We start from the raw sequence: 26,485 nt of genomic DNA on the forward strand, positions 1-26,485 counted from the left end.
CGCAGACAAATCCTAAGTCCCGGGTCATTCGTGTAAGTCCAACTTCGGCAAGCCGTTTACAACCTCCATCGTCTTGAGGCTCACCGTGATTACGCGCTGGAATAGCTCGAGCGGATAGGCCGGGTTGTTCATGGTCTCGTTGGCGTAGTCGTTTGCGTCATTGACGATGCCGCTGGCCCTGTCTGTTTTGACCACCTGGCGCTCCATCACCCATTCCAGCGCCGGCTTGCTGTTGACGACGTAGTCGTAGGCCTCCAAGGGCACGTCGGTCATGGTGATGTTGGCGTTGTAGATCACCGTGGTCTTGTCCTTGTCCCGGGCCTTGCCGCCGAACTTCATCTTGGTGACGCGGTAGAAGGCCTTGGGGTCGTCGACCTTCCACAGCGCAGGCGCGCCTTGCTTGTAGGTGACGGAGTATGGCTCCACCGTTTCGTAGTTCACATGCAGGTCGGCGAGGCGTCGCCCGGCGTCGGCGAAGGAGCGGAAGTCGGCGTAGGTTTTGACGCAGGGAATGCGGGGCAGTTCCTTAGTCAGATTGTCGGCATAGCGGTCGCGGTAGTCGGGCGAATGCAGTAGGCCGTAGACGTAGTAGAAGATGTCCTCCTTGGTGATTGCCTCGCCCGGATAAGCCTCCTGGAAATGCGCCAGCCCGGCACCAGTGATCGCGTCACGGCGCTGGAGGCCGGAGGACTGGCCTTCGAAGAGACCACCGGGGTCCACGTCTTGCTGGTCGTAGAGGTAGAGGGGGAAACATTGGCCTTTCTCAATTGCATCGAAGCTGGGCGGCACAGAAGTCATGACAAGAGAGAAGTCTTTGCTCCCATGTCCGGTGACCATCATCGCGCGATTTGGCTGACCGGAAATAGGGAACACGTATTTCAGTGACGTGGAAAGGTCAGTGATCTCGAGATTGGTATGCAGCCATTGGGCGCAGTAAGGGCGATAAAGACTTCGCGTATCTGTCCCTTCACGAGCGATAAGCCGTTTACCTCGTAAGAGTCTCTGGCGAGCCATTCTGTTCCAACTGATTTTTTTCGGATCAGTGTCTATGAACTCTTCTGCGGAGGTGGGATCTGCTGTTGCACCGAACCTATCGACTTCATGATTGTAGAAGGAAACCATACCCTCCCACGTGCTTCTTCCTTTTGACTGGGAGAAATTGTAGCACCAAGCGTCTCTACCCGTTTTGACGCCGCTGTAATATCCTGAGAAAATGGAAGCTGCGGCGTTGCTTTTCTTGTCTCCAATCTTGATGAAGGCATCAAAGCTTGCATCGCGCTGGTTCAGCCAGTCGTTCTGATCGTCCGGTGTAATCCGCTCCCAGCCTTCCGATTCACCTATCGCGTTTACTGCGCCAAAGTCTCGAATGATTGCCAGCTTCTGCTTTTGGTCGAGGTAGTCGCCGATATCATGAAAGAAAATACGACCATGCTCCGCCGCGTTCGGGTTTTTAACAAAGACGCTGATGGCGATCGGTGCTCGGCTGCCAGAGCCGAAGATCTTGCCGCCTTCCATGCGGGATCGCTCTCCGCTCGTGCGCTGGTTGCCACGGAGATGGAAGACGTAAAGGTCGGTGAATTCCTCTGCCAAGCAGGCCCGCATCCCGTCCGCAGCGTTGCCGTCAACCCAGCCTGCGTTTGTTACAAAGGCCACGATGCCGGCATCCCCAATCCGATCAGAGGCCCAGCGGATCGCCCGAATATAGCTGTCATAAAGCGAGTTCTTGAGGGTAGCAGTTGATCGCGCCGCATAAGTCTCGCTGATGCGCCCATCCAATCCCGGGTAGCCCACGTTGGCATTGTTGTCATTGGCGTTGTTCTGACCTGCAGAATACGGCGGGTTGCCCACGATCACACGGATATCCAGCTCCCTTTGCCGTGTCCGTCGTTCGGAGTTGTCGGGCATATAGAGCGCCAGCTCGTCCTTGCCCTCATACATCTGGAAGGTGTCGGTAAGGCAGATCCCCTCAAAGGGCACGTAGTCGTTTTTTTTGGCCTCGCCCTGATAGACCGCTTCGATGTTGATTGCGGCGATGTAGTAGGCGAGCAGGACGATCTCGTTGGCGTGGATCTCATAACGATACTTGTGCTCCAGCTCCTCCGGCGCGATTAGGCCCGATTGCAGCAGCCGGGTGATGAAGGTGCCAGTTCCGGTAAAAGGATCCATGATGTGGACGCCGCGCGAGCCGAGGGTTTGGCCGAAATGATCCTGCAACATCTCGTTGACCGAGTGCAGGATGAAATCGACGATCTCGACCGGTGTGTAGACAATGCCCAGCTTCTCGGTCGTGCGGGGAAAGGCGTTGCGGAAGAACTTGTCGTAAAGCTCGACGATCAAGCGCTGCTTGGCCTGGGGATCGCTGATCCCTTGGGCGCGGTTGCGAACGCTGTCGTAGAACTTCTCAAGGTCCTTTGTTTCTTTGTCGATGCGGTTCTCGTCCAGCACATCCAGCACTTGCTGCATAGCACAGCTGACAGGGTTTTGATCGGTGAACTGGTGCCCAGCAAAGAGCGCCTTGAAGACGGGACGCGTGATAAGGTGCTGGGCCAACATCTCGATCGCGTCCTGTTCTGTGATAGAGTCATTTAGGTCATCGCGCAGCTCAGCCAGGAAACCGTCAAAGGCCTTACGGGCCTTGGTGTCTGGCTCCGCCAGAATGCCAGTGATACGCGAAATGTGGCGTTGCGCGATCTCGGCGATGTTGGTGGCCCAGTCCTCCCAGTAATCCCGGGTGCCGCATTTCTTGACGATCTTGGCCATGATAGCCTTAGAGAACTCATCGATGAAAAGCTCGTATTGCTCTGCGCTGGGGCTCTCGATGATAATGTCGCTATCGTCGCCCCCTGTGCCCAGACCGGCCTGAGGTTGCGCCTTGCGGCTGGGTAGTTCGGCCACTTCATGAGTAATTGACTTGAGCTCTTCGGACTCCTTAGTCACGCCCACGATCTCGATTCGATCGGACACGTCTTGCCCGAGTGAGGCCTGGTTGATTGTTCCGTCGAAGCGTTCGTCATGCGCACGGAGCGCGTTCAGGATCTGCCAGACGACGCGGTAGCGCTCGTTGTCCTTTAGCGCGACCTCAGGCTCCACGCCAGCCGGCACGCCGACCGGAAGGATGACGTAGCCCATTTTCTTACCTTCAGCTCGGCGCATGACACGACCTACAGATTGCACCACGTCGATCAACGACTTGCGCGGGTGTAAAAACATGATCGCATCCAAAGACGGCACGTCGACGCCTTCGGATAGGCAGCGGGCGTTGGTAAGAATGCGCGCAGCGTTGCCCTGCGAGCCAACCTTCAGCCAATCGAGCAGCTGATTACGCGACTTGGCATTGAAGGTGCCATCAACGTGTTCGATCTCGATATCGAGTCGGTCCGGCGATGATGGCGCTTCGTCGTCGATCATCGCATCGTCGCCGGTATATTCGGCCACCACATTGGAGAACTCATCCCGGATAAGTTTGGAGGCTGCGATACTCTTGCAAAAGGCAAGCGCGCGTTTCATCGCCTGCGGATCGAAGGACAGATCCTGCCTCAAGTCTTGTTTCGTCAGGGCTTTGTAGCAGCCGATGATCTTTGTCGCGTCATCCAGCTCGAGTTCGGAGTTCTCATCGGCCAAGCGCTTCTGGACGCTGGCGCTGACGAGGCCCTCGTCCATGGCGAGAACGATCACCTTATAGTCGGTCAGCAAGCCTTTCTGGACGGCCCAGCCAAACCCCTTGTGAAGCAACGTTTTGCCGTAGAGTTTCTCGTCGTCCATCGATGTAAGGACGGCGGATTCCTCGTCCGCGCGGGTCTTAACGGCATCGCCGAAGATACGAGGGGTCGCAGTCATGTAGAGGCGTTTGCGGCCCGCCACATAGGCATCGTCGTGGATGCGGACAAAATTCGAGTCTTCCTCTCCGGCAAGAGTCGCACCAGTGGTTCGGTGAGCCTCGTCGCAGACAATTAGGTCAAATGCTGGCAAACCTGACTTTTGTGCGGCATCGAGAACGCCAATCGATTGGTAAGTCGAGAAAACCACCGTCATCCGCTCAGGGTCTTCCTGTGCAGCCTTCTCGACAAGCCGCTCGGGCTTAGTTGTGGCCGGAAAAGCAAGGTCGTGGGCCTCAATTTCAGCCGCATCGTCATTTGAAACCCGGCGCTTGCCTACCTGCGCGTCAGAGCAGACTGCGAAAGATCGGAGAGGAGTATCTGTGTCATTTGTCCACTCACGCACGGTCTGAGACATGAGGGCCAAGGAGGGAACCATGAAGAGAACACGCCCCCCTTTGCCGACCAGATCCTCTGCAATTTTGAGCGAAGTAAAAGTCTTTCCGGTTCCGCAGGCCATGATGAGTTTGCCTCGGTCAGCCTCAGAAAGCCCAGTCCGCACAGCTTCCAAAGCTTCGACCTGATGAGGCCGCAACGCTTTTTTGTCTGAGAGGACCGCCTCGCCTTTGATCCCGAAGTGCGTCCAATCGATAGGGCTCTCGCGCAAATGCGTGAGGGATAGCCGAACTACAGGAATAGCTTGGCCGACAATCGTGGCCTCTGCGTTTACACCCCATTCAACCTCGGTTGTATCCATCACGATGCGGCGGACGAAAGGTGGCTTCCCGGAGGCCGCAATGAAACTATTGATGTCGGCCTTCTGAATCCGGTGTGCTGCCGAGTAGAATTTGCATTGAATCGCCGCGAAACCGTCCTCATTGCGCAGCTTAGCGACGAGGTCGATTCCAATGTCCTGAGCGTTGCGCCCAGTTTCAATTGCCCAGTCAGACCATGTCCAAACCTGAGAATATTCCTCAGCTTGCACCGGATCGGCCGTCAGATAGGCGCACGCGAGCCTTTCGAAATACGTGCCTTTTTCGCGTTCGGTGACTGCGGCGTCTCTGTAAGATTGAAGAAGGGTATCAAGCGAGGACATATTCAGACTGCTTTTTCATCGAGTTGAGGGTCGCTCCGGCGATTGCGCCCTTCGACCATTACAAATTGCATTTACCTGGGAAGCCTTAGCCTAAGGCTACAACTATTACTTTCACGTAGTTCGGGCTCAATTTTGGAGGTGGCGCATTCATTCGGCCGCAGTCGCACGAGCAGCATTTTCAAGTCTCGAGACATACGCCTTTGTCGCGTCCACTGAAGTGAAACAACGGAATCCCGCCTCATTTGCGATGGCGAGCAGTTCGGGGCCTTCACCCAGCAACACAGCGACAGGTTCGGAGAGCTCGGCTTGGAGGCCGTCTGGCCAAACCAAATCGAGAACGGCCTTCTGCTCACCAGTTTCTTGGTTCACAAATTCCCAAGCAATTTCGCCCTTCGAATAACCTTGGCTTTCCACCCAAGCATTCAACTCTTCGAGCTCTCGGGCCTCATCCTCGTTGGCGATACCACCGAGAAGAACGCTATCATTCACTTTAGCGGATGCGGATGCTTCCAGCATGCCAGCATCGTCGTGTAGCAATGACTTCAGACAGGTGTTTGAGGCTTCAGCAAGTAACTCTTTCCTGGCTTCCAAGAAATCCCGGAATTTGTTTAGCTTCCAAAGCTGCGGGTCTTCTGGCACCCATTGTGAGCGTAGTGCGCCTGGATGTGCCGCTTCGATCTCCTCGAAATACTCCTCCGGGCGTCTGTCACTGATAACCAGGTTTGTGTCCTTAGTCAGAAAGCAAAAGTTCCCCAATGCATTGACCTCGGATCGGCTGTAGCCCGCCTTATAAAGCTGCGCCCGCGGGAAGATGTGATGGACTTCTAAAGAGCTCATCTTGCCAAGTAATTCTCTCTTGAGCGGGAGGCCCGTTCCCCAATCGCGTGCCTCTGTCATCCTGGTTAGCATGTAGAGCACGGGGTAAAACCGAGATCCTACACTCCAGCTGTGGAAATGTCCCGGTTCCACCCGAAGCCCCCCTTGCGACAGGCGCAGTTCGTCGAGCAGCCTATCCAGATCGCCTCCACTCTGCTCCAGAATCCCGAGATCCTTATCAATCACGCTTTCGGTAGAGGCTGAGAACCTTCCCCACATTCCGCTTTGCACATACCAGAACAGCAACTTGTCTCGGGTGCGTTCATCGAGGCGCCCCCCACGCATTTCGAGAAATCGAACCATAACCGGGACGGCAAACCGGGCAAACAGCACACGGTTGTGATCGAGACCAAGCCTGCCCGCCATCATGTTCAGAGCTGTATCAGTATGCCGAACCGCACGCGTCAGGGCGTCGGCGATTTCTTCGGCTGAGCGATCGTGGAGATAGAGGAATTTAGCTTCGCCAGTCAGCACCGTATTAACAGACCGGAGCAACCAGTCGAGGGTAAAATCGTAACCCGCTTCTTTCCAGCGAGCGAGACTCGTTTTCATGGTGTCCCGGGCTTCTGGCCAGTCAGCACAGATTTTTGCAAGGGCAAGATCGCCCTTGGAAAGCTTGGTGCCGCCACTGTTCACGCGGTTGAATATGTCGACAACTACATCAAGTGTTTTGTCCGAACCCGTCACCTCCTCGATGTGAAAATTCTTGTCGCGGATGCTGAGCAACTGGTTCAGGCGGCCAACATACTCGCCCAACCGAACCGTATGCTCTGGATTGCTGTTAAGTTCGTTGATGAAGCTCCCAACGCCTGCGTTGCCACTTTTCATGAGCTCGGTGACATCGATCCAAAGAGGATCGTCGCGCATTTTGATCGGTTGGTAAAACTCGAATTCTTCTGTTGCGAGATTGAACCTAAGCTCGGTAAAGGACTTCGCATTCCCATCGAAGAACTTCGGCGGCTCACCCCGTATCACGCCATAGAGGGAGGTGATCCGCTGCTGGCCATCGAGCAGTAACTTTACCACGCCTGGAGCAAGTTCCCCATCGCCTCTGTGGGCTGCAGTTGAAGCGCTGGTCGCCCAGACCAGAAGGCTTCCGACAGGGTGCCCGCGATAGAGGGAATGGAATAAGCCCCGGACCTGCTCTCGTCCCCAGACATATCCGCGCTGGAATTCGGGGAGTGCCATATGCCCATTGTCAATGTAATCGAGGATCGAAGTAATATTCATTGTAAAATACCGTAGAAAAATTCGGTTTGAACTACTCTGCCGTATGAGGCCCATTGCGTGCAACCTCTGATAGTCTCCAAGGCGAAGCGGGGAAGCCATGGCTCGGAGCATTTGTCCTCGCGATGAACGTCACGCCGAGATATACTTATTTTAATCAGTTAGTTAGAAATTATTTCGATTTCCCCCTTCGGATCCAGCAAATTTGGCCAATGTCTATTTTGCCAACGCCGCAATGTAGGGATCAACGGGCCAGTTCTCCTGTTGATCCAAGGAGCCGGTAGGCAGTCGAAACGCTTCTTGCTGTTACGGAAGCTGCGGCTCTTGTCACCCGAGGCAGTCTGCCGAGGGCACTGCCTGGGAGAACATCATGTTCGATATCCCCACCGCGCCCACGCGCGTTCACTACCTATTTCAAGAAAACATGGAAGCGCTCCAGAATGCCGCGCTTCTTCTCGGCGGGCGGCCGTGGCTCAAACGCGTCCAAAGCTTATTCGAGACTCTCTGGACCGAGAATTCCCTTCACGGCCGTGTCGGCCGTGAAATCAATGCGCTTCATCGCCTGCTTACTCTTGCGGATGTGCACGATCCGTCCCGCCCCGAAGCTGCATACTTCGCAGCTCTCGATCCCTCATCGCCGCATGTCGAGGAAATCAGCCTGCTGGCCGACGAGCTTCGTCAGGCGTTCGAAGAGACCTATGCCGATCAACAGCCCTCCAACGATGACAAGGAGAACATAAATGGATAAGTCCCGGATGCTGGATGATAAACTGACCTCTCGAATTGAAGCTGCTCTCGATGTCTCGAACAAGACGCTGGAAGCTATCGCCCGGGCCTAAGAGGTCGAGGCGCTCGATGGGGGGCTGCTCGAAGATGTGCTGGCACTGAAAGACAGGATTGAGGGCCTCACCATCTTCGCGACAAATGAACATTTCGCTTTGAAAGAGATGGCTGACCGCCTCGAGCCAGTCATCCTGGCTGCAACGAATGTTTATTACATCCCAGCCGAGCAGTGGGATATCAACCCGCCAAGCGAAGAGAAAGTCGTGGATCGCTATGGTCTCGCGGCAATCGACCTTCGTAGCCGTCTGAAGGATCTCGCCTCACGGTTGGCCGCAATACAGAACATGCTGGAAGCGGAACGGATCGCGACGAACCTTCGCGACGAACAGAACTGATCTGCGCACCTGCGTCGCCAGATCAGGCGACGCAGCAATTCTCGGCACGTCCAGAAAGACGTTCGATAACATACAACCCAAACCTGTCACAAAACACTTGCTGAAGTTGTCACATGCGTGACGCTTTCAGCGTCACACGCGGAGTCAGACCGCGGTCGAAGGCGTTTTTTCGTTTACATCCTGAAGGTTGAGGCCAGTTTCTTGGACCCCTGCCGTCGGAGCCTTTCCTGCTTGGTTTTCTTGCTACAGATAGCGTTTGTGCATAGGCTATGCGAAGCTCGATGCGAGTGAAGGCGCTCCGTCCCTTCATCTTAGCGTAGCTCACAGCCTCGCTGACGTCTCCATCAGTGGTAGACTTCCGCCTGGGCAGCAGGCTCACCGCAGACCGTGGTCGACAACTACAGACGAGAAAGTTCAGCGCTGTTGACGGACACCCAGCTCTTGAGCTTGCGTCTGATGCGCAAACTCAATGCAATGATCTTGCGATGAGTCCACCCTGCGATGGTAAGCTCAGTTTTCGATATCGCCGAAAGCGAACGGCGCTATCCCCCATTCATGATCGCAATATCTTGTGTGTCGTCCCAGAGGCTTCAGCCTTGAGACGACGCAACCACACCTTAGTAGTAGTCGAACCAGCGAAGAACGGTCTGGATCAGGTGATCGTAATCACTGGAGGTGGCCTCCTTCCTAAATTTTTCGAGTTCGGACCGATCCAAACCCGCACGCCGGCCTGCACAGGCGCAACGTGCAAGAATTGCGAAGGCATTTCCGTCCTCCCCTACCATTGGCACTTCGATGTGAGGGTATTTTGTGTTCATTTGTCTTGTCTCCTTGCGATTTGATGCAGCAAATATCCGCCTCACAAGGGACTTGGGTTCTCAAGGCGTTCAGAGAAAAGACGGTTTGGTTTGGAATACAGCATTCGAGAACGACGGCGTAAGCGGCATTGTGACGGGGCGCGCGGTGGATCGCGGGACGGCTGTTGAGAGCGATAGGGATGCACGACGCAAATTGGGCTTTCCGACCCAACCGACAGAGATCTCGTTGAGGGATGGTCGCCTGATCCATCTTTAGCCGAGCGGCACTAACCGTGCTGTCAATTTGGGGTAGCAGCTTATCGGTTGGGCTCTTTGTCCCAACCGTGCCAGGAAGATCTATCTACTCAAACTCATTGTCGGTGGCAGGATCGATGATCCCGCCACCTCCACTTACTGCTCTCTCGATCCGACAACTATGCATCAGCTATCGCCTAACCCTATCCCAATTTGCATCAGTTGTTTCACTGATGCAATGTCCAGTTCTGGGTATGTCCGGTCCTGTTCACGCATGGTTCTCGACACAAATCAATCCATCAAATTCCACAAAAACCCAATTTAACAAAGCACTTACCCAATTCGGTAATTAGGAGACTCCCGCGTGATCTGCACGTCATGCACGTGGCTTTCTTTCAGTCCCGCACCCGTGATCTTCACAAAACTACAGTTGCTGCGCATATCGTCGACGGTCGCGCAACCGGTATAGCCCATCGCGGCGCGTAGCCCGCCGACCAGTTGGTGCAAGACGTTGTTCGCACTGCCTTTATAGGGCACCTGACCTTCGATCCCTTCAGGCACCAGCTTGTCTGAGGCGGCGTCTTTCTGGAAATAGCGATCCGCCGAGCCGCGCGCCATGGCGCCCATGCTGCCCATGCCACGGTAGCTTTTGAAGCTACGGCCTTGATAAAGAACGACTTCGCCGGGGCTTTCGTCGGTGCCTGCAATCATGCTGCCTACCATTGCGCAGGAGGCCCCTGCCGCAATCGCCTTGGCGAAATCGCCCGAAAACTTGATGCCACCGTCAGCGATGATCGGCACGTCACCGGCGGCGGCCACGCAATCCATGATCGCGGTCAACTGCGGCACGCCGACGCCCGCGACCATCCGCGTAGTGCAGATGGAGCCGGGACCGATGCCAACCTTGACCGCATCGGCGCCTGCGTCGATCAGCGCGCGGGTGGCAGCGCCGGTGGCGACGTTGCCCGCGACAACTTGAACGTCGCCGAAATGCTTTTTGGCCCGTGTCACCGCAAGGGCCACGCCTTCAGAATGGCCATGCGCTGTGTCAATTACGATCATATCGACGCCCGCGTCGACCAAAGCTTCGGAGCGTTCAAAGCCCGCGTCCCCCACCGTGGTGGCAGCAGCGACGCGCAGACGGCCCAGATCATCCTTGCAGGCGGTTGGGTTCAACACGGCCTGTTCGGTGTCGCGCAGGGTCAGAAGCCCGGTCAGCTTGCCCTTGGCATCGGTGACCAGCAGTTTTTCGATCCGGCGGGATTTCATCAGGCTGATCGCCTCGTCCCGGTCGGCAGGCTCTTGCAGGATCGCCAGCCGGTCAGAGGTCATCATCACCGACACCGGGGTACGATCGTCAGAGGCAAAGCGCATGTCACGGTTTGTCACGATGCCCAGCACACGACCGCTTTCATCCACCACCGGGAAACCCGTCACGCGGTAGCGTTCTTGCAAAGCTTTGGCATCTGCCAATGTCTGCTCAGGCCGCAGGGTAATCGGGTTGTAAACGATGCCGGATTCAAACCGCTTGACCCGGCGCACTTCGCGGGCCTGCTCTTCTACCGTCAGGTTGCGGTGCACAACACCCATCCCACCGGCCTGCGCCAGTGCAATCGCCATGCGGCTTTCGGTCACCGTATCCATGGCCGAGCTTAGCAGCGGGATATTGAGCGCAATGCTCTGCGTGACGCGGGTTCTTGTATCTGCGGTAGACGGCAACACAGAGGACGCCGCGGGAACCAGCAGTACGTCATCAAAGGTCAGGGCCTCACGAATCTCCATTTAACACCTCGGTCTGGATGGGTTCATTTGGCGGTTTCCTATTTCACGGATGGCCCGGATTGGAAAGACCTATTCCCCAGCGTAAGTCCCAAGGCTGGAATGACGTGCGCGCCACACGAATTGACGCGCAGTGCCTTTCCCCTGCCGCGCGGAACGCTATGGTGGCGCAAAGAAGCAAAGGACGGCCCCGATGAGCAGTGATCCCCTCGTGATTTTCACGCCCTCCGGCAAGAGAGGGCGCTTTCCCAAAGGCACACCGGTGCTCACCGCCGCACGGCAGTTGGGCGTCGACTTGGACTCGGTCTGTGGCGGGCGCGGCATCTGTTCGAAATGTCAGGTCTCGCCGGGCTATGGGCAGTTTTCCAAACATGGCGTAACCGTCGCGTCCGATGCGCTGAGCGAATGGAACGCGGTTGAGGAGCGCTATGACGAGAAACGCGGCCTGAAAGAAGGCCGCCGTCTGGGCTGCCAGGCCACGGTGCAGGGCGACGTGGTGATTGACGTACCACCAGAGAGCCAAGTGCATAAACAGGTCGTGCGCAAACGCGCCGAGGCGCGGGAGATCGTGCTGAACCCGTCGGTCAAACTGTTCTACGTCGAGGTGACAGAGCCCGACATGCATGAACCCTCTGGGGATCTGGAGCGGCTGCGCACCGCGCTGGCCGAGCAATGGGAGCTGGAGAAGGTCACCGCCGATCTGCACATACTGCAAATGATGCAGCCGGTCCTGCGCAAGGGCGCTTGGAAGGTAACCGTCGCCGTGCATCTGGGCGATCAAGAGAACGCGGCCCGGATCATGAACATCTGGCCGGGATACTACGAAGGAACGGTCTACGGGCTGGCGGTCGATCTTGGCTCTACCACCATCGCGGCGCATCTGTGCGACCTGCAAACTGGCGAGGTTGTGGCCTCTTCTGGCGTGATGAACCCGCAGATCCGCTTTGGCGAAGACCTGATGAGCCGTGTTAGCTATTCGATGATGAACCCCGAGGGCTCCCGAGAGATGACCCGCGCGGTCCGCGAGGGGATGAACGCGCTATTTACCCAGATCGCCGAAGAAGGCGCTATAGAGCCAAACCTGATCGTTGATGCGGTCTTTGTCTGCAACCCGGTGATGCACCACCTGCTGCTGGGCATTGACCCGTTTGAGCTGGGCCAAGCGCCGTTCGCGCTCGCAACCTCGGGTGCGCTGCGTTTACGGGCCGAGGATCTGGACCTCAATATCCACCCCTCTGCGCGGGTCTATCTGCTGCCTTGTATTGCGGGTCATGTAGGGGCCGACGCCGCCGCCGTTGCCCTATCAGAGGCACCGGAGAAATCGGATGATCTGATGCTGGTGGTGGATGTGGGCACCAATGCGGAGATCCTGCTGGGCAACAAGGAAAAGGTGCTGGCCTGTTCCTCTCCCACCGGCCCTGCGTTTGAAGGTGCGCAGATCAGCTCGGGACAGCGCGCGGCCCCCGGCGCGATTGAGCGGGTCGAGATTGACCCCGAAACCAAAGTGGCGCGGTTCAAAGTGATCGGCTGTGACCTCTGGTCCGATGAGGAAGACTTTGAGGAGGCCGTGGCCAGCACCGGGATCACCGGCATCTGCGGCTCTGGCATCATTGAGATGGTCGCAGAAATGCGCATTCACGGCATCGTCGACGCGCCCGGCTTGATCGGCAGCGCAGAGCAGACCGGCTCACCCTCGGTATTCGCCGATGGCCGCACCAACAGCTATCTGGTCTATGACGGCACGGAAAAAGGCGGACCAAAGATCACGGTGACCAACCGCGACATCCGTGAAATCCAAATGGCCAAGGCCGCGCTCTATTCCGGCGCGCGTCTGCTGATGGACAAATTCGGCGTCGATAAAGTGGACCGTGTGGTGCTCGCTGGTGCCTTCGGCGCGCATATCAGCCCGCGTCACGCGATGGTGCTGGGCATGATCCCCGACGCGCCGCTCGACAAAGTGACCAGCGCGGGTAATGCGGCAGGCACGGGGGCGCGGATTGCCCTGCTCAACACCGACGCCCGGGCAGAGATTGAGGCCACGGTGCGCGCCATCCACAAGATCGAAACCGCTGTCGAACCGCGCTTTCAAGAGCATTTCGTCAATGCCTCTGCCATTCCCAACGCGGTCGAGCCCTTCCCGATCCTCAACAGCCTCGTGGCCCTGCCGGATGTTACTTTCAACACGGGCGGCGGTGGTGCTGGCGGCGCAGAGGGCGCGCGCGGCGGACGGCGCAGAAGACGGAAGACATCGTAATGAGCGATCAAGGCAACAGCGATCAGATCGACTTCTGGAGCAGTGCTGCGGGCCATAAATGGGTCGCGCGACAGGCAGAGTTAGATACCCTCATGCAGCCGGTGCTCGACGGTGTGCTGACACGGGCAGACCTGCGCGCCGGCTTACGCGTGCTGGACATCGGTTGCGGCGCGGGCGCGGGCTGCCTTGCTGCCGCACAAGCGTTGGGTGACAGGGGCGCGGTGCTGGGCGTTGACGTTTCGGAGCCGCTGCTTGATCTGGCGCGGCAGCGGGCGGCCGCCCTGCCCCAAATCACCTTTCACCACGGCGACGCCACCGCACTGCGCCTCGATCCGCCCTATGATCGCCTGATCTCACGCTTTGGGGTGATGTTCTTTTCCGACCCAGTTCTCAGTTTTACCCGCATGGCCGCGCAGCTTCGCTCCGGCGCGCGGATCAGCTTTGCCGCTTGGGGTCAAATCCCTGAAAACCCCTTTTTCACCCTACCGGCCCGTGCTGCCCGTGCGATCATCGGTGCCATGCCCAAAACCGACCCCGACGCCCCCGGCCCCTTCGCCTGTCGCGATCCCCAACGGGTGGACGCGACCCTCACGCAGGCTGGCTTTGCGGACATCAAATGTGAGGTGATGAAGCTTGATCTAACGCCCGCAGGCTCGGTCGAAGATTTGGCCCAACAGATGTGTGATATCGGTCCTGCAAACGGTGCGATTACTCACTTTAAGGCATCCCCAGCACAGGTGGCCGAATTGCGCCAAACAATCGCCGATGCCCTGCGGCCCTACGCGCAAAACGGCCCTCTGCGCCTGCCCGCCGAGATCAATTTCGTCACCGCCATAAAACCCTGACTTGACCTTCCCCGGCGTGCCGATTATCCCACACTCAGCGCGCGGGTATGGTGAAAAGGTATCACGGCAGCTTCCCAAGCTTTAGTTACGAGTTCGATTCTCGTTACCCGCTCCACGCTGATTACCGCGGCCCTAGTGAGGCGCGGCGTCTGCCCTCTCGAAACCCGCTGGTTTCTCGCAGATCAATCACTTGAATAGCTTGAAGATGCCCGAATTTTGCCATGATTTCTATCAATGGTAGCGGCCAGCAGGATGTAAACTACGCGCAGATGGCCCAACGATGTCAAATGCGCCCGGAGGCAAAGGATAAAACGTGGGCAACACGTTTCGGGACTACGCGACATCCAAGGCGTATATCATCGTCAATTTCATCGTGCTGTGCTGCGTGGCTGGCATCAGCTATTCGATCGTCAAACTGGATTATGAGCAGCATATCGCCAGCATGCGTCAGGACGCGCGCCAAGCGCTGCACGAACTCAGCAATCAGGTGCAGCACCAGTTTCAGGAAACGATCTTAGTCACCAAAAACATCGAGAATATTCTGCTCTCGGGTGAGTCGTTTAAAGACAAAAAGATTGAATTGTTGGTTAAGGAATTGAGGGAGCGGAACCCCGGCATAAGGGCCTTTGCCCTCGCCCCTGATCTGACCATCACCCAAAGCTATCCCAAACAGCCGAATGGGCCGACCATCGGCATGGCGTACAAAAACATTCCCGCACAGTTATCAGGCGTTGCAAACGCCTATCGCCGCCAAAGCCCAACCATCGAAGGTCCGCTGACGCTTGTACAGGGCGGTAGGGGCTACATCATGCATTATCCGGTCTTTGAACGGCCCACCGGCCTTGGTGCACCGCGCTTTTGGGGCGTGATATCGATCGTTTTCCAGCCTGACCGTCTGTTTGAACCGCATCAGAATCCCCATCAAGCCGCCGATTATACCTATAGCCTACGCGCTTTCCCAACAGGCGCGATCCCGCCAGAAATAGAGCCCTCGGCGCTGGACGATGGTGATCCGGTGCGCACCCGGTTTGAGCTATTGGGCAAGACATGGGAAGCCACGGCACGCCCGGTTAACGGTCTGCCGCCCTATGCCCCGCAAAGCCCCTACCTTGTGGCCTTCGCGCTGTTTGCGACCATCGCATTGATGGCCGGGCTCTGGGCGTTCCGCCGAGTTACGTTGAAAAAGCAAGAGGCCCACGCCCTTTTGGCAGAGGGCATCGGCTCGATCCAAGAAGGCTTTATCGCTTTTGATGAAAAGGAACGGTTGGTCACCGTAAACAGCAAATTTCTCGAGTATCACCCTGAGATTGTCGATCTTCTGGTCCCCGGCAAGACTATCGAAGAATTACTACGCCATTGGGTGGCCCGCAATCAGCATCCCGAGAATGTCGAAGAGCGCGAGGCATGGATCGCGAAGCGCCTCGCCCGTTTTCGCAACCCAAGCGGCGCCTTTAACCTCGAAGTCTCGGACAATTTCTGGCTCAAGGTCACGGAATCGCGCACGCCGCACGGATACACCGTGGGAATCTGGACCGACGTGACCACCGAAAAGCGCGCGCTAGACGCGGCCAAGGCTGCAGACCGGGAAAAGACCGAGTTCCTCAACAACGTCAGCCATGAGTTGCGTACCCCACTCACCGTAATCTCTGGCCGGGCGACCTTTTTGCAGCACGCCGAGAAACTGCCACAGGCACGCCGTTTGCACACCGCACTGACCAATAGCCCCAACGCCACGCCCGAAATCCGCAACAGCGTGGATGAGTTCCAGAATTTTGTCTCTAACCAAGCGGGCGGCATTGCAGGATCGTCCAAACATATGCTGCGCCTTGTCGAAGACCTGTTGGATTGGACCAAGGTCGCCCGTGGCAAGATGGAACTTGACCTGCAAGAGATTGAGACCAGCGATATCGCCCGCTCGGTCGCCGATGACCTGCGTCCGGACGCCGAGGCCAAGGGGCTCACCCTTACCTATGAAGACAACGGCACTGCCACAGCCAACGCCGATCCGGTGCGCTTGCGGCAGATCCTCTACAATCTGATTTCAAATGCTGTCAAATTCACGCGCAGCGGGAATATTCACCTCCAAGTGCATCAAACTGCCGGAGATATCAGCTTCTCAGTGACAGATACCGGCTGTGGCATCTCCGAAGAAAACCTTGAACGGGTTTTTCTGCGTTTCCAACAGGTGGATGGGTCCATGTCGCGGGAGAACGGCGGCTTGGGACTGGGGCTTGCGATTGCCGAACAGCTCGCCACGCTGCACGGCGGTGGGCTTGCTCTGGAAAGCACCATCGATGTGGGAAGCACCTTCAGGCTTACCCTGCCGCGTCCGCTGACCGACAGTGACCAGCGCCGCTCGGCCTGAACGGCAGTTTAGAGTGCGAAGGCCCCGGCCCTAGCTGGACCGGGGCGCTTTTTTCTTAGCTCTCGCCTTGCATCAGTACGTCGCCAAAACGCTCACGCAGATCACGTTTTAGAACTTTACCTGTCGCATTACGCGGCAGTTCCTCGGCAAAGACCACGCGGTCGGGCACCTGCCATTTCGCAACTTGATCTTCAAAGACCTTAAGAATATCCGCCTCTGACGGATCGGCCCCTTCGGCCTTTACCGCGATCAGAACCGGGCGTTCATCCCATTTTGGATGCGTCGCGCCAATCACGGCGGCGTCGGCCAGATCGGGATGGGCGATGGCGATATTCTCCAACTCGACCGAACTGATCCATTCCCCGCCCGATTTGATGATGTCTTTGGCACGGTCACGGATAGTGATGTAGCCGTCTTTGTCCATCGTCGCGATATCGCCGGTGTCGAACCAACCGTCTCGCAGGGTGCTGTCGCGGTCGGACCGGTAATAAGCGTCCAAGATCCAGTGCCCGCGCGTGACCAGCGCGCCTTGGGTCTCTCCGTCATGCGGCAGCGGCTTGCCTGCGTCGTCCCAGATCTCAAGCTCGACGCCAAAAACCGGGCGGCCTTGGTTCTCGCGCAGCTTATGCTGTGCGTCTTCAGGCAATTCACCATGTTTCGCCAAGGGTTTATTGACGCTGCCCACGGGCGACATCTCGGTCATGCCCCAAGCGTGGATGGTCTCCACCCCATAGTCTTCGCGGAACGTCGCAATCATAGACGGAGGACAGGCCGAGCCGCCGACCACCGTGCGCTCAAGGCTGGTGAGTTCACTGCCCGACTTTTTGGCCGCCGCCAAGAGCCCCTGCCAGATCGTCGGCACGCCAAGTGCAAGTGACACGTTGTACCTGTCAATCAGCCCAACCAACGATGCCCCATCAAGGTTCGGCCCCGGCAGCACCATCCGCGCGCCGGTCATGGCGCTGGCATAGGGGCTGCCCCAAGCATTGACGTGGAACATCGGCACCACGGCCATAACGATATCCCGCGCGGAGATCGCGATGCTGTCAGCCATGTTGATGCCAAAGGAATGCAGCACGGTCGAGCGGTGGGAATAAAGCACGCCCTTGGGATTGCCCGTGGTGCCCGAGGTGTAGCACAGGCTCGACGCCGTGTTCTCATCCAAATCGGGCCAGTCGAAACCGGCGTCGCCTGAGGCGACCAGTTCATCGTAGAAGACCAGCCCCGGCAGGGCCTCGGTGGCCTCGGCATCAGGGCCAGACATCAGCACGAGATGCTTGAGATGCTCTAGTTTGTCGCGGATCGCGGCGATCAGCGGAACGAAGGTCTTGTCGATGAACAGTACCTCATCCGCCGCGTGATTAAGGATATAGATCAGTTGATCGGCAAAGAGCCGGGGGTTGATCGTATGGCAGACAAAGCCCGCGCCGGAGGTGCCGAAGTAAATCTCCAGATGCCGACGGTTGTTCCACGCGATGGTCCCGCAGCGCGCCTGCGGTGACAGCCCCAGACCGTTCAGCGCCGAGCCCAAGCGCCGCGCGCTCTCGGCCACCTTGCCCCAGTTGGTTTGCTCGACCCCGCCTGTGGTTAAAACCGAGATAATCTCGCCTTCGGGGTGATAGCGTTCGGCATGGGAAATCAGACTTGAGATCAGCAGCGGCTGCTTCATCATCTGGCCAAGCATAATGGGGATCCTCCAATCATTTGCGTTGAGACTGTCCAAAGGTCAGGGCAGTTGCAAGCCTTCCCCTCCGGCAAGTCAGAATCGGCAACGATAGGCAGCAGAATGGCCCGCGCAGGCGGGGTTCGCCTGCGCGCGTCGGTCCATCAATTTTGGATGTAGTCCCTAGCCGCGATGCTGGTGGATATAGCCGATCAACCCGGCGGTGGAGCCATCCTTGCCTTCGGCAGAAACCTCTCCTTCGACCAGCGGCTGAAGGGACTTGGCCAGCTCTTTGCCAAGTTCCACGCCCCATTGATCGAACGAGTTGATGCCGAGGATCACCCCTTCGACAAAGACGCGGTGTTCATAAAGCGCGATGATCTGGCCGAGCGTGAAAGGATCAAGTGTTTCATAAGCCAGCGTAGTTGAGGGCCGGTTGCCGGGGAAAACGCGGTGACGCGCTTGGCGCTCAAGCTCATCGCCCGACAGCCCGGCATCGCGCATGATCGCCCGCGCTTCGTCCAAAGACCGCCCGCGCATCAGCGCTTCGGACTGTGCGAGGCAATTGGCGATCAGCAAGTCGTGGTGATGCTGCAATTCCGGCTCATGCCCCTTGGCCGCGACCAGAAACTCGCACGGGATCACACGGGTGCCTTGGTGGATCAACTGATAAAAAGCGTGTTGGCCATTGGTGCCCGCCGCCCCCCAGACCACCGGACCGGTGTGGCGCGGGCTGTCAGAGCCGTCCATCTGCACGCCCTTGCCATTCGATTCCATCTCAAGCTGTTGCAGGTAATCCGGAAGTTTTTCTAACCGTTGGTCATAGGGCAGCACCGCACGCGTGGCATGGCCGCAGATTTGGTTGTGCCAGATGCCCACCAGCGCCAGAAGGATCGGCATGTTCTCCGCCGGATCGGCGGCGCAGAAATGGCGGTCCATCTCCTGCGCGCCGCGCAGGAAGCTGTCAAATGCCTTGGGGCCGATGGCAATCATCAGCGAGAGGCCAATGGGCCCCCAGATGGAATAACGCCCGCCGACCCAATCCTCGAACCCGAAGACCTGCGCGGAATCGATGCCAAACTCAGCGGTCTTATCCTCGGCGGTGCTGAGGGCCGCGAATTGCGTGGCCGGATCGCCGCCATGATCTTGCATCCACGCCCGCGCCGTACGCGCATTGGTCATGGTCTCGATGGTGGTAAAGGTCTTGGAGGCGACGATCACCAAAGTCGTCTTGGCATCCAGCCCGCGCAGCGTATCGGCAATATGCGCGCCATCGACGTTGGAGACGAAATGGCAGCGCGGCCCATCATGATAGGGCGTCAGCGCGCGGGTTGCCATGGCCGGGCCAAGGTCCGAGCCGCCGATGCCGATATTAACCACATCGGTAATCGCACCCGACCGCATTTGGTCGGCAAAATCACGCATCCGCGCCAGCGTGTCGCGGATCTGCGGCATGACATCCGCGCCCTCGACCTCAACCGGCCCGCCATCAAGATTGCGCAGGGCGGTATGGAGCACCGCACGGCCTTCGGTTTCATTAATCGGCTCGCCTGCAAACATCGCATCACGGCGGTGGGTCACCTTAGCGGCGTCGATCAACCGCAGCAGGGCCGCACGCGCCTCTGCGTCAATATTCGTCTTGGCGTAATCGAACAGCATGTGCTGCGTCCGCAAAGAAAATTCTTTGGCCCGTTTGGGATCCTCAAACAGCGATGTGATCTTGCGATCGGCCGTTGCACGTTGCTGTTCTTGCAAGTCTTGCCAAATGTTCATCATGCTGCCCAGTAGACTTCTATTTCATCGAGTACCGCCGCGATGGGCGCCTCTTCGGGTGAGAGTTTCTCCGCGCGTTCAAGTGCTGCGCGTTTTTCGTCGCCGAAAATCACCAAATGTTTGTTTAGCGCCCCATCCAGCACATGCGCCGGAAGTGTCACCCGCGCCGTTGGCTGGCCCTCGGGGTAAACCGGACACAAGAGCGGCGCGTCAGACGCGAGCGCATTGTTCAAGCTGGGGTCTCCGGGAAAGAGCGAGGCGGTATGCATGTCGTCGCCCATGCCCAACAGCAGCACCGAAATCGGCATATGGCGCGCCAAACTGGGTGCTACAGTCTCTGCCCCCTCGCCCGGCGACAATCCTGCGCGGAAAAATGGGATGAACTGCGCATTGGCAGCGCGGTCGTTCAGAAGGTGCTCTCGTACCAGCCGTGCGTTGGACAGGGGATCGTTTTCATCCACCCATCGCTCATCGGTCAGCATGACATCTACGCGGTCCCAATCCAGATCGGTCGCGCTGAGCATTTCGAAAATCGGCCCGGGGGTAGACCCACCCGGCACGGCAAATGACACGCGGTCATTGCCCGATAGCGCCGATTTCAATTTGCCCGCCAGTTTGTTGGCGACATTCATGACCACCATTTCGCGGTCTGCATATTCGATGAAGTTCATGGGGATACCTTTCGCCATTCACGGCCATCGCGCCGCATCATTTCACCTGCATCTGTGGGCCCGGTAGAGCCGCTGTCATAGGGTTTTGGCACATCATTGCGCGCCTCCCAGCCTTGGATGATCGGATCGGTCCAAGCCCAAGCGGCCTCGACCTCATCGTCGCGCATGAACAATGTTTGGTTGCCCCGGATCACGTCCATAATCAGCCGCTCATAGGCATCAACCTGATCCCCCCCATCGGGGCCAAGCGCCTCGGCGAATGTCATATCAAGCGGCACATCGACAAGACGCATGCCCCCCGGGCCCGGTTCCTTGATCGTCACGCCAAGGGTGATGCCTTCGTTCGGTTGCAGGCGGATCGACAGCACGTTGCGGTGGCGGCCTGCGTCTTCGGCAAAGATCGAATGGGGCGTGTCCTTGAAAACCACAGTGATTTCGCTCGATCGCGCCACCATGCGTTTGCCGGTGCGCAGGTAGAACGGTGTGCCATGCCAGCGCCAATTACTGATATGCGCCTTCAACGCCACGAAACTCTCGGTCCGCGAGCGTGGATTGTCGACGGCATCTCGATAGCTGGGCGCCTCTTCCTCATTGCCCTCTTCGGCCTCATACTGGCCACGTACCAGGTGATGTGGCAACACCGGGTCAAGCGCACGGATCACCTTAAGTTTTTCATCACGCACCGCATCGGGGTCGAAACGCGCGGGCGGCTCCATCGCGATCAGGCACAAGAGCTGCATCAGGTGGTTTTGCACCATGTCCCGCATGGCACCGGATTTGTCGTAGTATTCCCCACGCCCGCCGACACCCACCGTTTCGGCCACGGTAATCTGGATGTGATCGACATACTGCCGGTTCCACAGCGGCTCGAACAGCATATTGCCAAAGCGGACGGCCATGAGGTTTTGCACCGTCTCTTTGCCAAGGTAGTGGTCGATCCGGTAGATCTGCTGTTCTTTGAAATAGGTCGCCAGCGTGGCGTTCAACGCCCGCGCGCTTGCCAGATCACGGCCAAACGGCTTCTCTACGACGATACGGCTGTCTTCGCCCGCCATGCCCCATTGTTGCAAACGTTCTGCCAAATCACCGAACAACCCCGGCGCGACAGAGAAGTAGTAAACCTCGATCCGATCCTTGCCTGCCATCATCTGCTGCAATTCGGCCCAGCCGGTTTCGCCCCGCGCGTCGATCGCTACGTAATCAAGCATGGCAAGAAATGCGTCAAGGTTATCGCATGCATCCTTGCCGCCGAACTCACTGATCGCCTCTGACACCATTTCGCGGTAGCCCGCGCTGTCCATCTCGGTCCGCGCGGCGCCGATAATCCGCGCTTCTTCGGGCATCTGGCCTGCGCAATACCGCCGGTAAAGGCCGGGCAGTATCTTGCGCCGGGCCAGATCGCCGGTGCCGCCAAAAATAACCAAATCGAAAGGGTCGACAGGGATAACGCGCGAAACCATTATTTATTCCTTGTCCGGGTAGATTGGCAGAGTTAGCGCAAACATACCTATTTTTACCTACTTCACAAGACTGTGCACCCCGCACCTTGGACTTTTAGGCAGGGCCGCAATAGCTTACCACAACAGGACAGGAACAAATGGGATCACGCAAGGACCAATCATGAAAGATATCGCGCAAGCAAACGAGGGCAAGTTCCAGAACCCGGCGGTAACCGCCAAGGGGGAACCACGCGCCACCGTCGCTCTGCGCGGCGCGGAGACGCTGTGGTTCAACACTGGCACCCTGTGCAATATCGAATGCGTGAACTGCTATATTGCCTCAAGCCCTAAGAATGACGCGTTGGTCTATATCACCGCTGATGAAGTGCGCGATTACCTTGATCAAATCGTCGAGCGTGACTGGCCGGTACGCGAGATCGCCTTTACCGGCGGCGAGCCCTTTATGAACCCGCAGATGGTCGAGATCACCGAAGCCTCGCTGGAGCGTGGCTATGAAGTATTGATCCTGACAAATGCCATGCGTCCGATGATGCGCAAATCTGTGCAAACCGGGCTGCTGCGGCTGCGCGACACCTATCCGGGCAAGATGACTTTCCGCATCTCGGTCGACCACTACCGTCGCGATCTACATGACGCAGAGCGGGGTGCAGGTGCCTTTGATAAGACCCTTATCGGTATGGAATGGCTGCGGGATAATGATTTTCGCATGGCGGTCGCGGGACGGTCGATCTTTGCCGACAGTGATGCCGACAGCCGCGCGGGCTATGCTGCGTTCTATGCCGAACACGGGTTTGACATCGACGCAAACGATCCCGGTATGACGGTGCTTTTCCCCGAGATGGACGAAGCGGTCGAAGTGCCTGAGATCACCACCGCCTGTTGGAGCATTCTGGATGTATCGCCTGACGCGGTGATGTGCTCCTCCTCTCGCATGGTGGTCAAACGCAAGGGGGCCGAGAAACCCGCCGTGCTGGCTTGTACCCTACTGCCCTACGACCCCGAGTTCGAGCTTGGTACAACCTTGGCCGAGGCAGAGCGTGACGTGTCGTTGAACCATCCGCATTGCGCTAAGTTCTGCGTGCTGGGCGGGGCGAGTTGCTCGGCCTGACGCCCCTGCCCTTTTGCCTTAATGCAGCGTGAACTCGCCCACTTGGTTCTGCCACTCACCGGGACCGATTAGTTTCCGATGCGTGAAACGGACCGAATGCAGCGGCCCATCCAGTTCCGCGCGCCAGAATTCGACGAATTCGAACAGGCGCGGATGGTCTGGCGCGATGTCGTAATCCTGCCAGATATAGCTGTTCAGCACATGACTGTAGTCGGGCATACGATAAAAGAACTCAGCCGTGGTCAGCCCGTAACCTTTCAGCATCATTTCGGTTTCACTGCGGGGCATGTTGCGCCTCCTTTGCTGCCTCTGTATGACAAGTTTGCGCGGTGAGAATTACTTTTCAATGAAAACAGCATGTTGGCACTTGAGCCAGAGTGCTGCCAGTGCGTTTCGGCCACAGCCATTGCACCTGATATGCCCCGTCTGCTATAGAAAACCCCAAGATATAGAACCATAAAATGGTGGGCAAAATACGTGACCGATACGCCGGAAACCCCTGAGAACGCAGACAAAAAGCCTATTTTCCACGGGCCGTCGGTGACAATCGAACACGAGATGCGCACGTCCTATCTGGACTACGCGATGTCGGTGATCGTCAGCCGGGCGATCCCCGACCTGCGCGATGGGCTCAAACCGGTGCACCGCCGCATCCTTTTTGCCATGCATGAGACCGGAAACACCCACGACAAATCCTACCGCAAATCCGCCCGCCCCGTGGGCGACGTGATGGGCCAGTACCACCCGCATGGTGACTCTGCGATCTATGACGCTTTGGTGCGTATGGCGCAGGATTTTTCGATGTCGCTGCCGCTGCTTGATGGTCAGGGCAACTTCGGCTCAATGGACGGCGATAACCCTGCGGCGATGCGCTATACCGAGGTGCGGATGGACAAGCCAGCGGCCTATCTGCTGGCAGACATCGACAAAGACACTGTCGATTATCAAGACAACTATGACGGCAAACAGAAAGAACCTACGGTTCTGCCTGCGCGCTTCCCCAATATGCTGGTCAACGGCGCAGGCGGCATTGCCGTCGGCATGGCCACCAACATTCCGCCGCATAACCTTGGCGAGGTTGTCGACGCATGCCTCGCGCTGATCGACGACCCTGACCTGACTTCTGAGCAACTGATCGATTATGTCCCCGGCCCCGATTTCCCAACGGGCGGGATCATGCTTGGCCGTTCCGGCGCGCGCAAAGCGTACCTTGAGGGGCGCGGCAGTGTCGTGATCCGTGCCAAGACGCGGGTCGAAGAGATCCGCAAAGATCGCTGGGCCATTGTCATTGATGAAATCCCCTATCAGGTTAACAAAGCCTCGATGATCGAGAAGATCGCCGAACAAGTCCGCGATAAAAAGATCGAAGGCATTTCCCACGTTCAGGACGAAAGCGACCGTAACGGCGTGCGCGTGGTGGTCGAACTCAAACGCGATGCGACCGCCGAAGTCGTGATGAACCAACTGTACCGCTTCACGCCCATGCAAACCTATTTCGGCTGCAACATGCTGGCGCTGAACGGCGGCCGGCCTGAACAGCTGACTTTGCGCAAGTTCCTCAGTTACTTCATCGATTTCCGCGAAGATGTTGTCGCCCGCCGCACCGCCTATCTGCTGCGCAAGGCGCGTGAGCGGAGCCATATCCTGTGTGGTCTGGCGGTTGCCGTCACCAACATCGACGAAGTCGTCGCCACCATCCGCTCCTCCGCCGATGCCTCTCAGGCACGCGAAAAGCTGATGACGCGCCGCTGGCCCGCAGAAGACATCCTGCCCTATATTGCGCTGATCGACGATCCGACCCATACCGCGAATGAAGATGGCACTTACAACCTGTCAGAGGCTCAGGCCCGTGCAATTTTGGAACTGCGTCTGCAGCGTCTGACCCAGATCGGCGTCAAAGAAGTCACCGATGAGCTGGAGGAACTGGCCAGCAAGATCAAGGAATACCTTGAAATTCTCGGTTCACGCGAACGCATCCTTGGCATCATCTCGGACGAGCTGCGCGAAGTGCGTGAACTCTTTGCTGTGCCGCGCCGCACCGAGATTGTCGACTGGTCCGGCGACATGGACGACGAAGACCTGATCGCCCGCGAAGACATGGTCGTGACCGTGACATCTGGCGGTTACATCAAACGTACCCCCCTCGCCGATTTCCGTGCGCAGCGCCGGGGCGGCAAGGGCGTCTCGGGCATGCAGACGAAAGAAGAGGATGTCGTGACCAACCTCTTCGTCGCCAATACCCATACGCAGCTTTTGTTCTTCACCACTGATGGGATGGTCTACAAACTTAAGACTTGGCGCCTGCCACAGGGTGCGCGCACTGCCAAAGGCAAGGCCATCGTCAACATCCTACCTATTCCCACCGGCGTTTCCATTGCAGCGATTATGCCGGTCGATCGGGATGAAAAGGACTGGGATGATCTACAGGTGGTCTTTGCCACTTCTGCCGGCACCGTGCGTCGCAACAAGCTGTCGGATTTCACCAATGTAAAAGCCAACGGCAAGATCGCCATGAAGTTCGAAGGCGAACATGAAGGCACCACACTCATCAACGCACGCATCGCGTCGCATGATGATGACGTGATGCTGGTGACCGACGCTGGCCGCGCGATCCGCTTCCCGGCGACCGATGTGCGGGTGTTCAATTCGCGCAACTCTGTCGGTGTGCGGGGCATTCGTTTGGGCGAAAAAGACACCGTCGTATCGATGTCCGTGATCCGCCACTTTGAGGCTGCCTCGGAAGAGCGTGTCGCCTATCTCAAGCAACGCCGCCTCATGGCCGGGCTGACCGATGATGACAGCAACGATGACGAAGAAGAGCAAGTGCAAGCCGGGCAACTCAGCACCGAGCGCTATGCAGAGATGTCTGCGGCAGAGGATTTGATTTTGACGATCACGGCCAAGGGCGCGGGCAAAGTGTCTTCGGCACATGACTATCCGGTGCGTGGCCGTGGTGGCATGGGTGTGACGGCTTGGACCAAGACAATGGCACATGGTCCCATCGTTGCCTGCTTCCCGGTCGAGATGTCGGACCAAGTCATGTTGGCGACATCCAAAGGGCAATCGATCCGCGTTCCCGTAGAAGGGATTTCTTTCCGGTCGCGCAGTGCGGGTGGTGTAAAGGTCTTTAGCACGGGCAAGAACGAAGAGGTCGTCAGCGTGGCTTGGATCGCCGATCAGGGCAACGACGAGGATGAAGCTGTCGAAGATGACAGCACCACAGAATAACTTACACTGTACCCCGCCCCGTAGTGAAAGCTTCGGGACGGTTGGTTTATCAGCAAAATATCAAACAACAAAAAATCCCCCGCGCCATCGGCACG

Annotated in this window: 16 protein-coding genes and 1 tRNA gene; 8 read left to right on the top strand and 9 right to left on the bottom strand. The window is 57.7% G+C overall.

Annotated elements, in window-relative coordinates; translation table 11 throughout:
- Positions 1-24: 24 nt before the first annotated feature.
- Together ACSQ16_RS12005 and ACSQ16_RS12010 are read right to left on the bottom strand one after the other, a co-directional pair.
- Positions 25-4,911: a DEAD/DEAH box helicase gene (locus ACSQ16_RS12005; RefSeq protein ID WP_435988512.1), complete on the bottom strand. Its 4,887-nt coding sequence runs from the start codon at positions 4,909-4,911 to the stop codon at positions 25-27.
- A gap of 147 nt (positions 4,912-5,058) precedes the next feature.
- Positions 5,059-7,017, bottom strand: coding sequence for a GmrSD restriction endonuclease domain-containing protein (locus tag ACSQ16_RS12010; RefSeq protein ID WP_435988513.1), 1,959 nt, complete (start codon positions 7,015-7,017; stop codon positions 5,059-5,061).
- Positions 7,018-7,384: 367 nt separating this feature from the next.
- Between ACSQ16_RS12010 and ACSQ16_RS12015 the strand changes: the two genes are divergently transcribed.
- Both ACSQ16_RS12015 and ACSQ16_RS12020 read left to right on the top strand, forming a co-directional pair.
- On the top strand, positions 7,385-7,762 hold the full coding sequence (locus ACSQ16_RS12015; protein WP_349579106.1) for a hypothetical protein: 378 nt from the start codon (positions 7,385-7,387) through the stop codon (positions 7,760-7,762).
- Positions 7,763-7,889: 127 nt separating this feature from the next.
- Positions 7,890-8,192 (top strand): hypothetical protein, encoded by a 303-nt coding sequence (locus ACSQ16_RS12020; protein WP_349579105.1) that lies wholly within the window; start codon positions 7,890-7,892, stop codon positions 8,190-8,192.
- A 617-nt stretch (positions 8,193-8,809) separates the two neighbouring features.
- On the opposite strand, the gene ACSQ16_RS12025 is transcribed toward ACSQ16_RS12020, so the two are convergent.
- Together ACSQ16_RS12025 and guaB are read right to left on the bottom strand one after the other, a co-directional pair.
- Positions 8,810-9,010, bottom strand: coding sequence for a hypothetical protein (locus tag ACSQ16_RS12025; RefSeq protein ID WP_349579104.1), 201 nt, complete (start codon positions 9,008-9,010; stop codon positions 8,810-8,812).
- 567 nt (positions 9,011-9,577) lie between these two features.
- Complete coding sequence (gene guaB / locus ACSQ16_RS12030) at positions 9,578-11,026, bottom strand: IMP dehydrogenase (RefSeq protein WP_243263032.1); 1,449 nt, start codon at positions 11,024-11,026, stop codon at positions 9,578-9,580.
- A 190-nt stretch (positions 11,027-11,216) separates the two neighbouring features.
- Here guaB and ACSQ16_RS12035 point away from each other — a divergent pair, with 190 nt between their 5' ends.
- From ACSQ16_RS12035 to ACSQ16_RS12050, 4 genes are all read left to right on the top strand, one after another.
- Positions 11,217-13,277 carry an ASKHA domain-containing protein gene (locus ACSQ16_RS12035; RefSeq protein ID WP_243263031.1) on the top strand — a complete coding sequence of 687 codons (2,061 nt, stop codon included), beginning with the start codon at positions 11,217-11,219 and terminating at the stop codon, positions 13,275-13,277.
- Complete coding sequence (locus ACSQ16_RS12040) at positions 13,277-14,122, top strand: class I SAM-dependent methyltransferase (RefSeq protein ID WP_243263030.1); 846 nt, start codon at positions 13,277-13,279, stop codon at positions 14,120-14,122. The genes ACSQ16_RS12035 and ACSQ16_RS12040 overlap by 1 nt, the downstream gene beginning before the upstream one ends.
- A gap of 41 nt (positions 14,123-14,163) precedes the next feature.
- A tRNA-Gly gene (locus ACSQ16_RS12045) sits at positions 14,164-14,237 on the top strand.
- 198 nt (positions 14,238-14,435) lie between these two features.
- Positions 14,436-16,487: an ATP-binding protein gene (locus ACSQ16_RS12050; RefSeq protein WP_093926327.1), complete on the top strand. Its 2,052-nt coding sequence runs from the start codon at positions 14,436-14,438 to the stop codon at positions 16,485-16,487.
- A gap of 55 nt (positions 16,488-16,542) precedes the next feature.
- Here ACSQ16_RS12050 and ACSQ16_RS12055 read toward each other — a convergent pair whose 3' ends face one another.
- The 4 genes from ACSQ16_RS12055 to zwf all read right to left on the bottom strand — a co-directional run bounded on the left by ACSQ16_RS12055 (position 16,543) and on the right by zwf (position 22,054).
- Positions 16,543-18,171, bottom strand: coding sequence for a long-chain fatty acid--CoA ligase (locus tag ACSQ16_RS12055; RefSeq protein ID WP_243263029.1), 1,629 nt, complete (start codon positions 18,169-18,171; stop codon positions 16,543-16,545).
- Positions 18,172-18,333: 162 nt separating this feature from the next.
- The gene (pgi, locus tag ACSQ16_RS12060) at positions 18,334-19,926 is read right to left on the bottom strand and encodes a glucose-6-phosphate isomerase (protein WP_243263028.1); all 1,593 of its coding nucleotides are present in this window, start codon (positions 19,924-19,926) and stop codon (positions 18,334-18,336) included.
- Positions 19,923-20,594, bottom strand: coding sequence for a 6-phosphogluconolactonase (pgl, locus tag ACSQ16_RS12065; RefSeq protein WP_435988514.1), 672 nt, complete (start codon positions 20,592-20,594; stop codon positions 19,923-19,925). Before pgl ends, pgi begins: the two co-directional genes overlap by 4 nt.
- Complete coding sequence (gene zwf / locus ACSQ16_RS12070; protein WP_243263026.1) at positions 20,591-22,054, bottom strand: glucose-6-phosphate dehydrogenase; 1,464 nt, start codon at positions 22,052-22,054, stop codon at positions 20,591-20,593. The genes pgl and zwf overlap by 4 nt, the downstream gene beginning before the upstream one ends.
- A gap of 160 nt (positions 22,055-22,214) precedes the next feature.
- On the opposite strand from zwf, the gene ACSQ16_RS12075 reads away from it, so the two are divergent.
- Complete coding sequence (locus tag ACSQ16_RS12075) at positions 22,215-23,162, top strand: radical SAM protein (RefSeq protein WP_243263025.1); 948 nt, start codon at positions 22,215-22,217, stop codon at positions 23,160-23,162.
- A gap of 18 nt (positions 23,163-23,180) precedes the next feature.
- On the opposite strand, the gene ACSQ16_RS12080 is transcribed toward ACSQ16_RS12075, so the two are convergent.
- Complete coding sequence (locus ACSQ16_RS12080; protein WP_243263024.1) at positions 23,181-23,450, bottom strand: usg protein; 270 nt, start codon at positions 23,448-23,450, stop codon at positions 23,181-23,183.
- Between the two features lie 189 nt (positions 23,451-23,639).
- Between ACSQ16_RS12080 and gyrA the strand changes: the two genes are divergently transcribed.
- Positions 23,640-26,390 carry a DNA gyrase subunit A gene (gyrA, locus tag ACSQ16_RS12085; protein ID WP_243263023.1) on the top strand — a complete coding sequence of 917 codons (2,751 nt, stop codon included), beginning with the start codon at positions 23,640-23,642 and terminating at the stop codon, positions 26,388-26,390.
- The last annotated feature ends 95 nt before the right edge of the window (positions 26,391-26,485 follow it).

Source organism: Sulfitobacter sp. SH24 (assembly GCF_965641895.1).
Taxonomy (GTDB): Bacteria; Pseudomonadota; Alphaproteobacteria; order Rhodobacterales; family Rhodobacteraceae; genus Sulfitobacter; species Sulfitobacter dubius.

Excerpts from the sequence above, each read along its gene's own strand:
- zwf (WP_243263026.1), bottom strand. The coding sequence starts at position 22,054 with ATGGTTTCGCGCGTTATCCCTGTCGACCCTTTCGATTTGGTTATTTTT.
- ACSQ16_RS12040 (WP_243263030.1), top strand. The coding sequence starts at position 13,277 with ATGAGCGATCAAGGCAACAGCGATCAGATCGACTTCTGGAGCAGTGCT.
- ACSQ16_RS12075 (WP_243263025.1), top strand. The coding sequence starts at position 22,215 with ATGAAAGATATCGCGCAAGCAAACGAGGGCAAGTTCCAGAACCCGGCG.
- ACSQ16_RS12015 (WP_349579106.1), top strand. The coding sequence starts at position 7,385 with ATGTTCGATATCCCCACCGCGCCCACGCGCGTTCACTACCTATTTCAA.
- pgi (WP_243263028.1), bottom strand. The coding sequence starts at position 19,926 with ATGATGAACATTTGGCAAGACTTGCAAGAACAGCAACGTGCAACGGCC.
- guaB (WP_243263032.1), bottom strand. The coding sequence starts at position 11,026 with ATGGAGATTCGTGAGGCCCTGACCTTTGATGACGTACTGCTGGTTCCC.
- ACSQ16_RS12055 (WP_243263029.1), bottom strand. The coding sequence starts at position 18,171 with ATGCTTGGCCAGATGATGAAGCAGCCGCTGCTGATCTCAAGTCTGATT.
- ACSQ16_RS12025 (WP_349579104.1), bottom strand. The coding sequence starts at position 9,010 with ATGAACACAAAATACCCTCACATCGAAGTGCCAATGGTAGGGGAGGAC.
- ACSQ16_RS12035 (WP_243263031.1), top strand. The coding sequence starts at position 11,217 with ATGAGCAGTGATCCCCTCGTGATTTTCACGCCCTCCGGCAAGAGAGGG.
- ACSQ16_RS12010 (WP_435988513.1), bottom strand. The coding sequence starts at position 7,017 with ATGAATATTACTTCGATCCTCGATTACATTGACAATGGGCATATGGCA.
- pgl (WP_435988514.1), bottom strand. The coding sequence starts at position 20,594 with ATGAACTTCATCGAATATGCAGACCGCGAAATGGTGGTCATGAATGTC.
- ACSQ16_RS12005 (WP_435988512.1), bottom strand. The coding sequence starts at position 4,911 with ATGTCCTCGCTTGATACCCTTCTTCAATCTTACAGAGACGCCGCAGTC.
- ACSQ16_RS12080 (WP_243263024.1), bottom strand. The coding sequence starts at position 23,450 with ATGCCCCGCAGTGAAACCGAAATGATGCTGAAAGGTTACGGGCTGACC.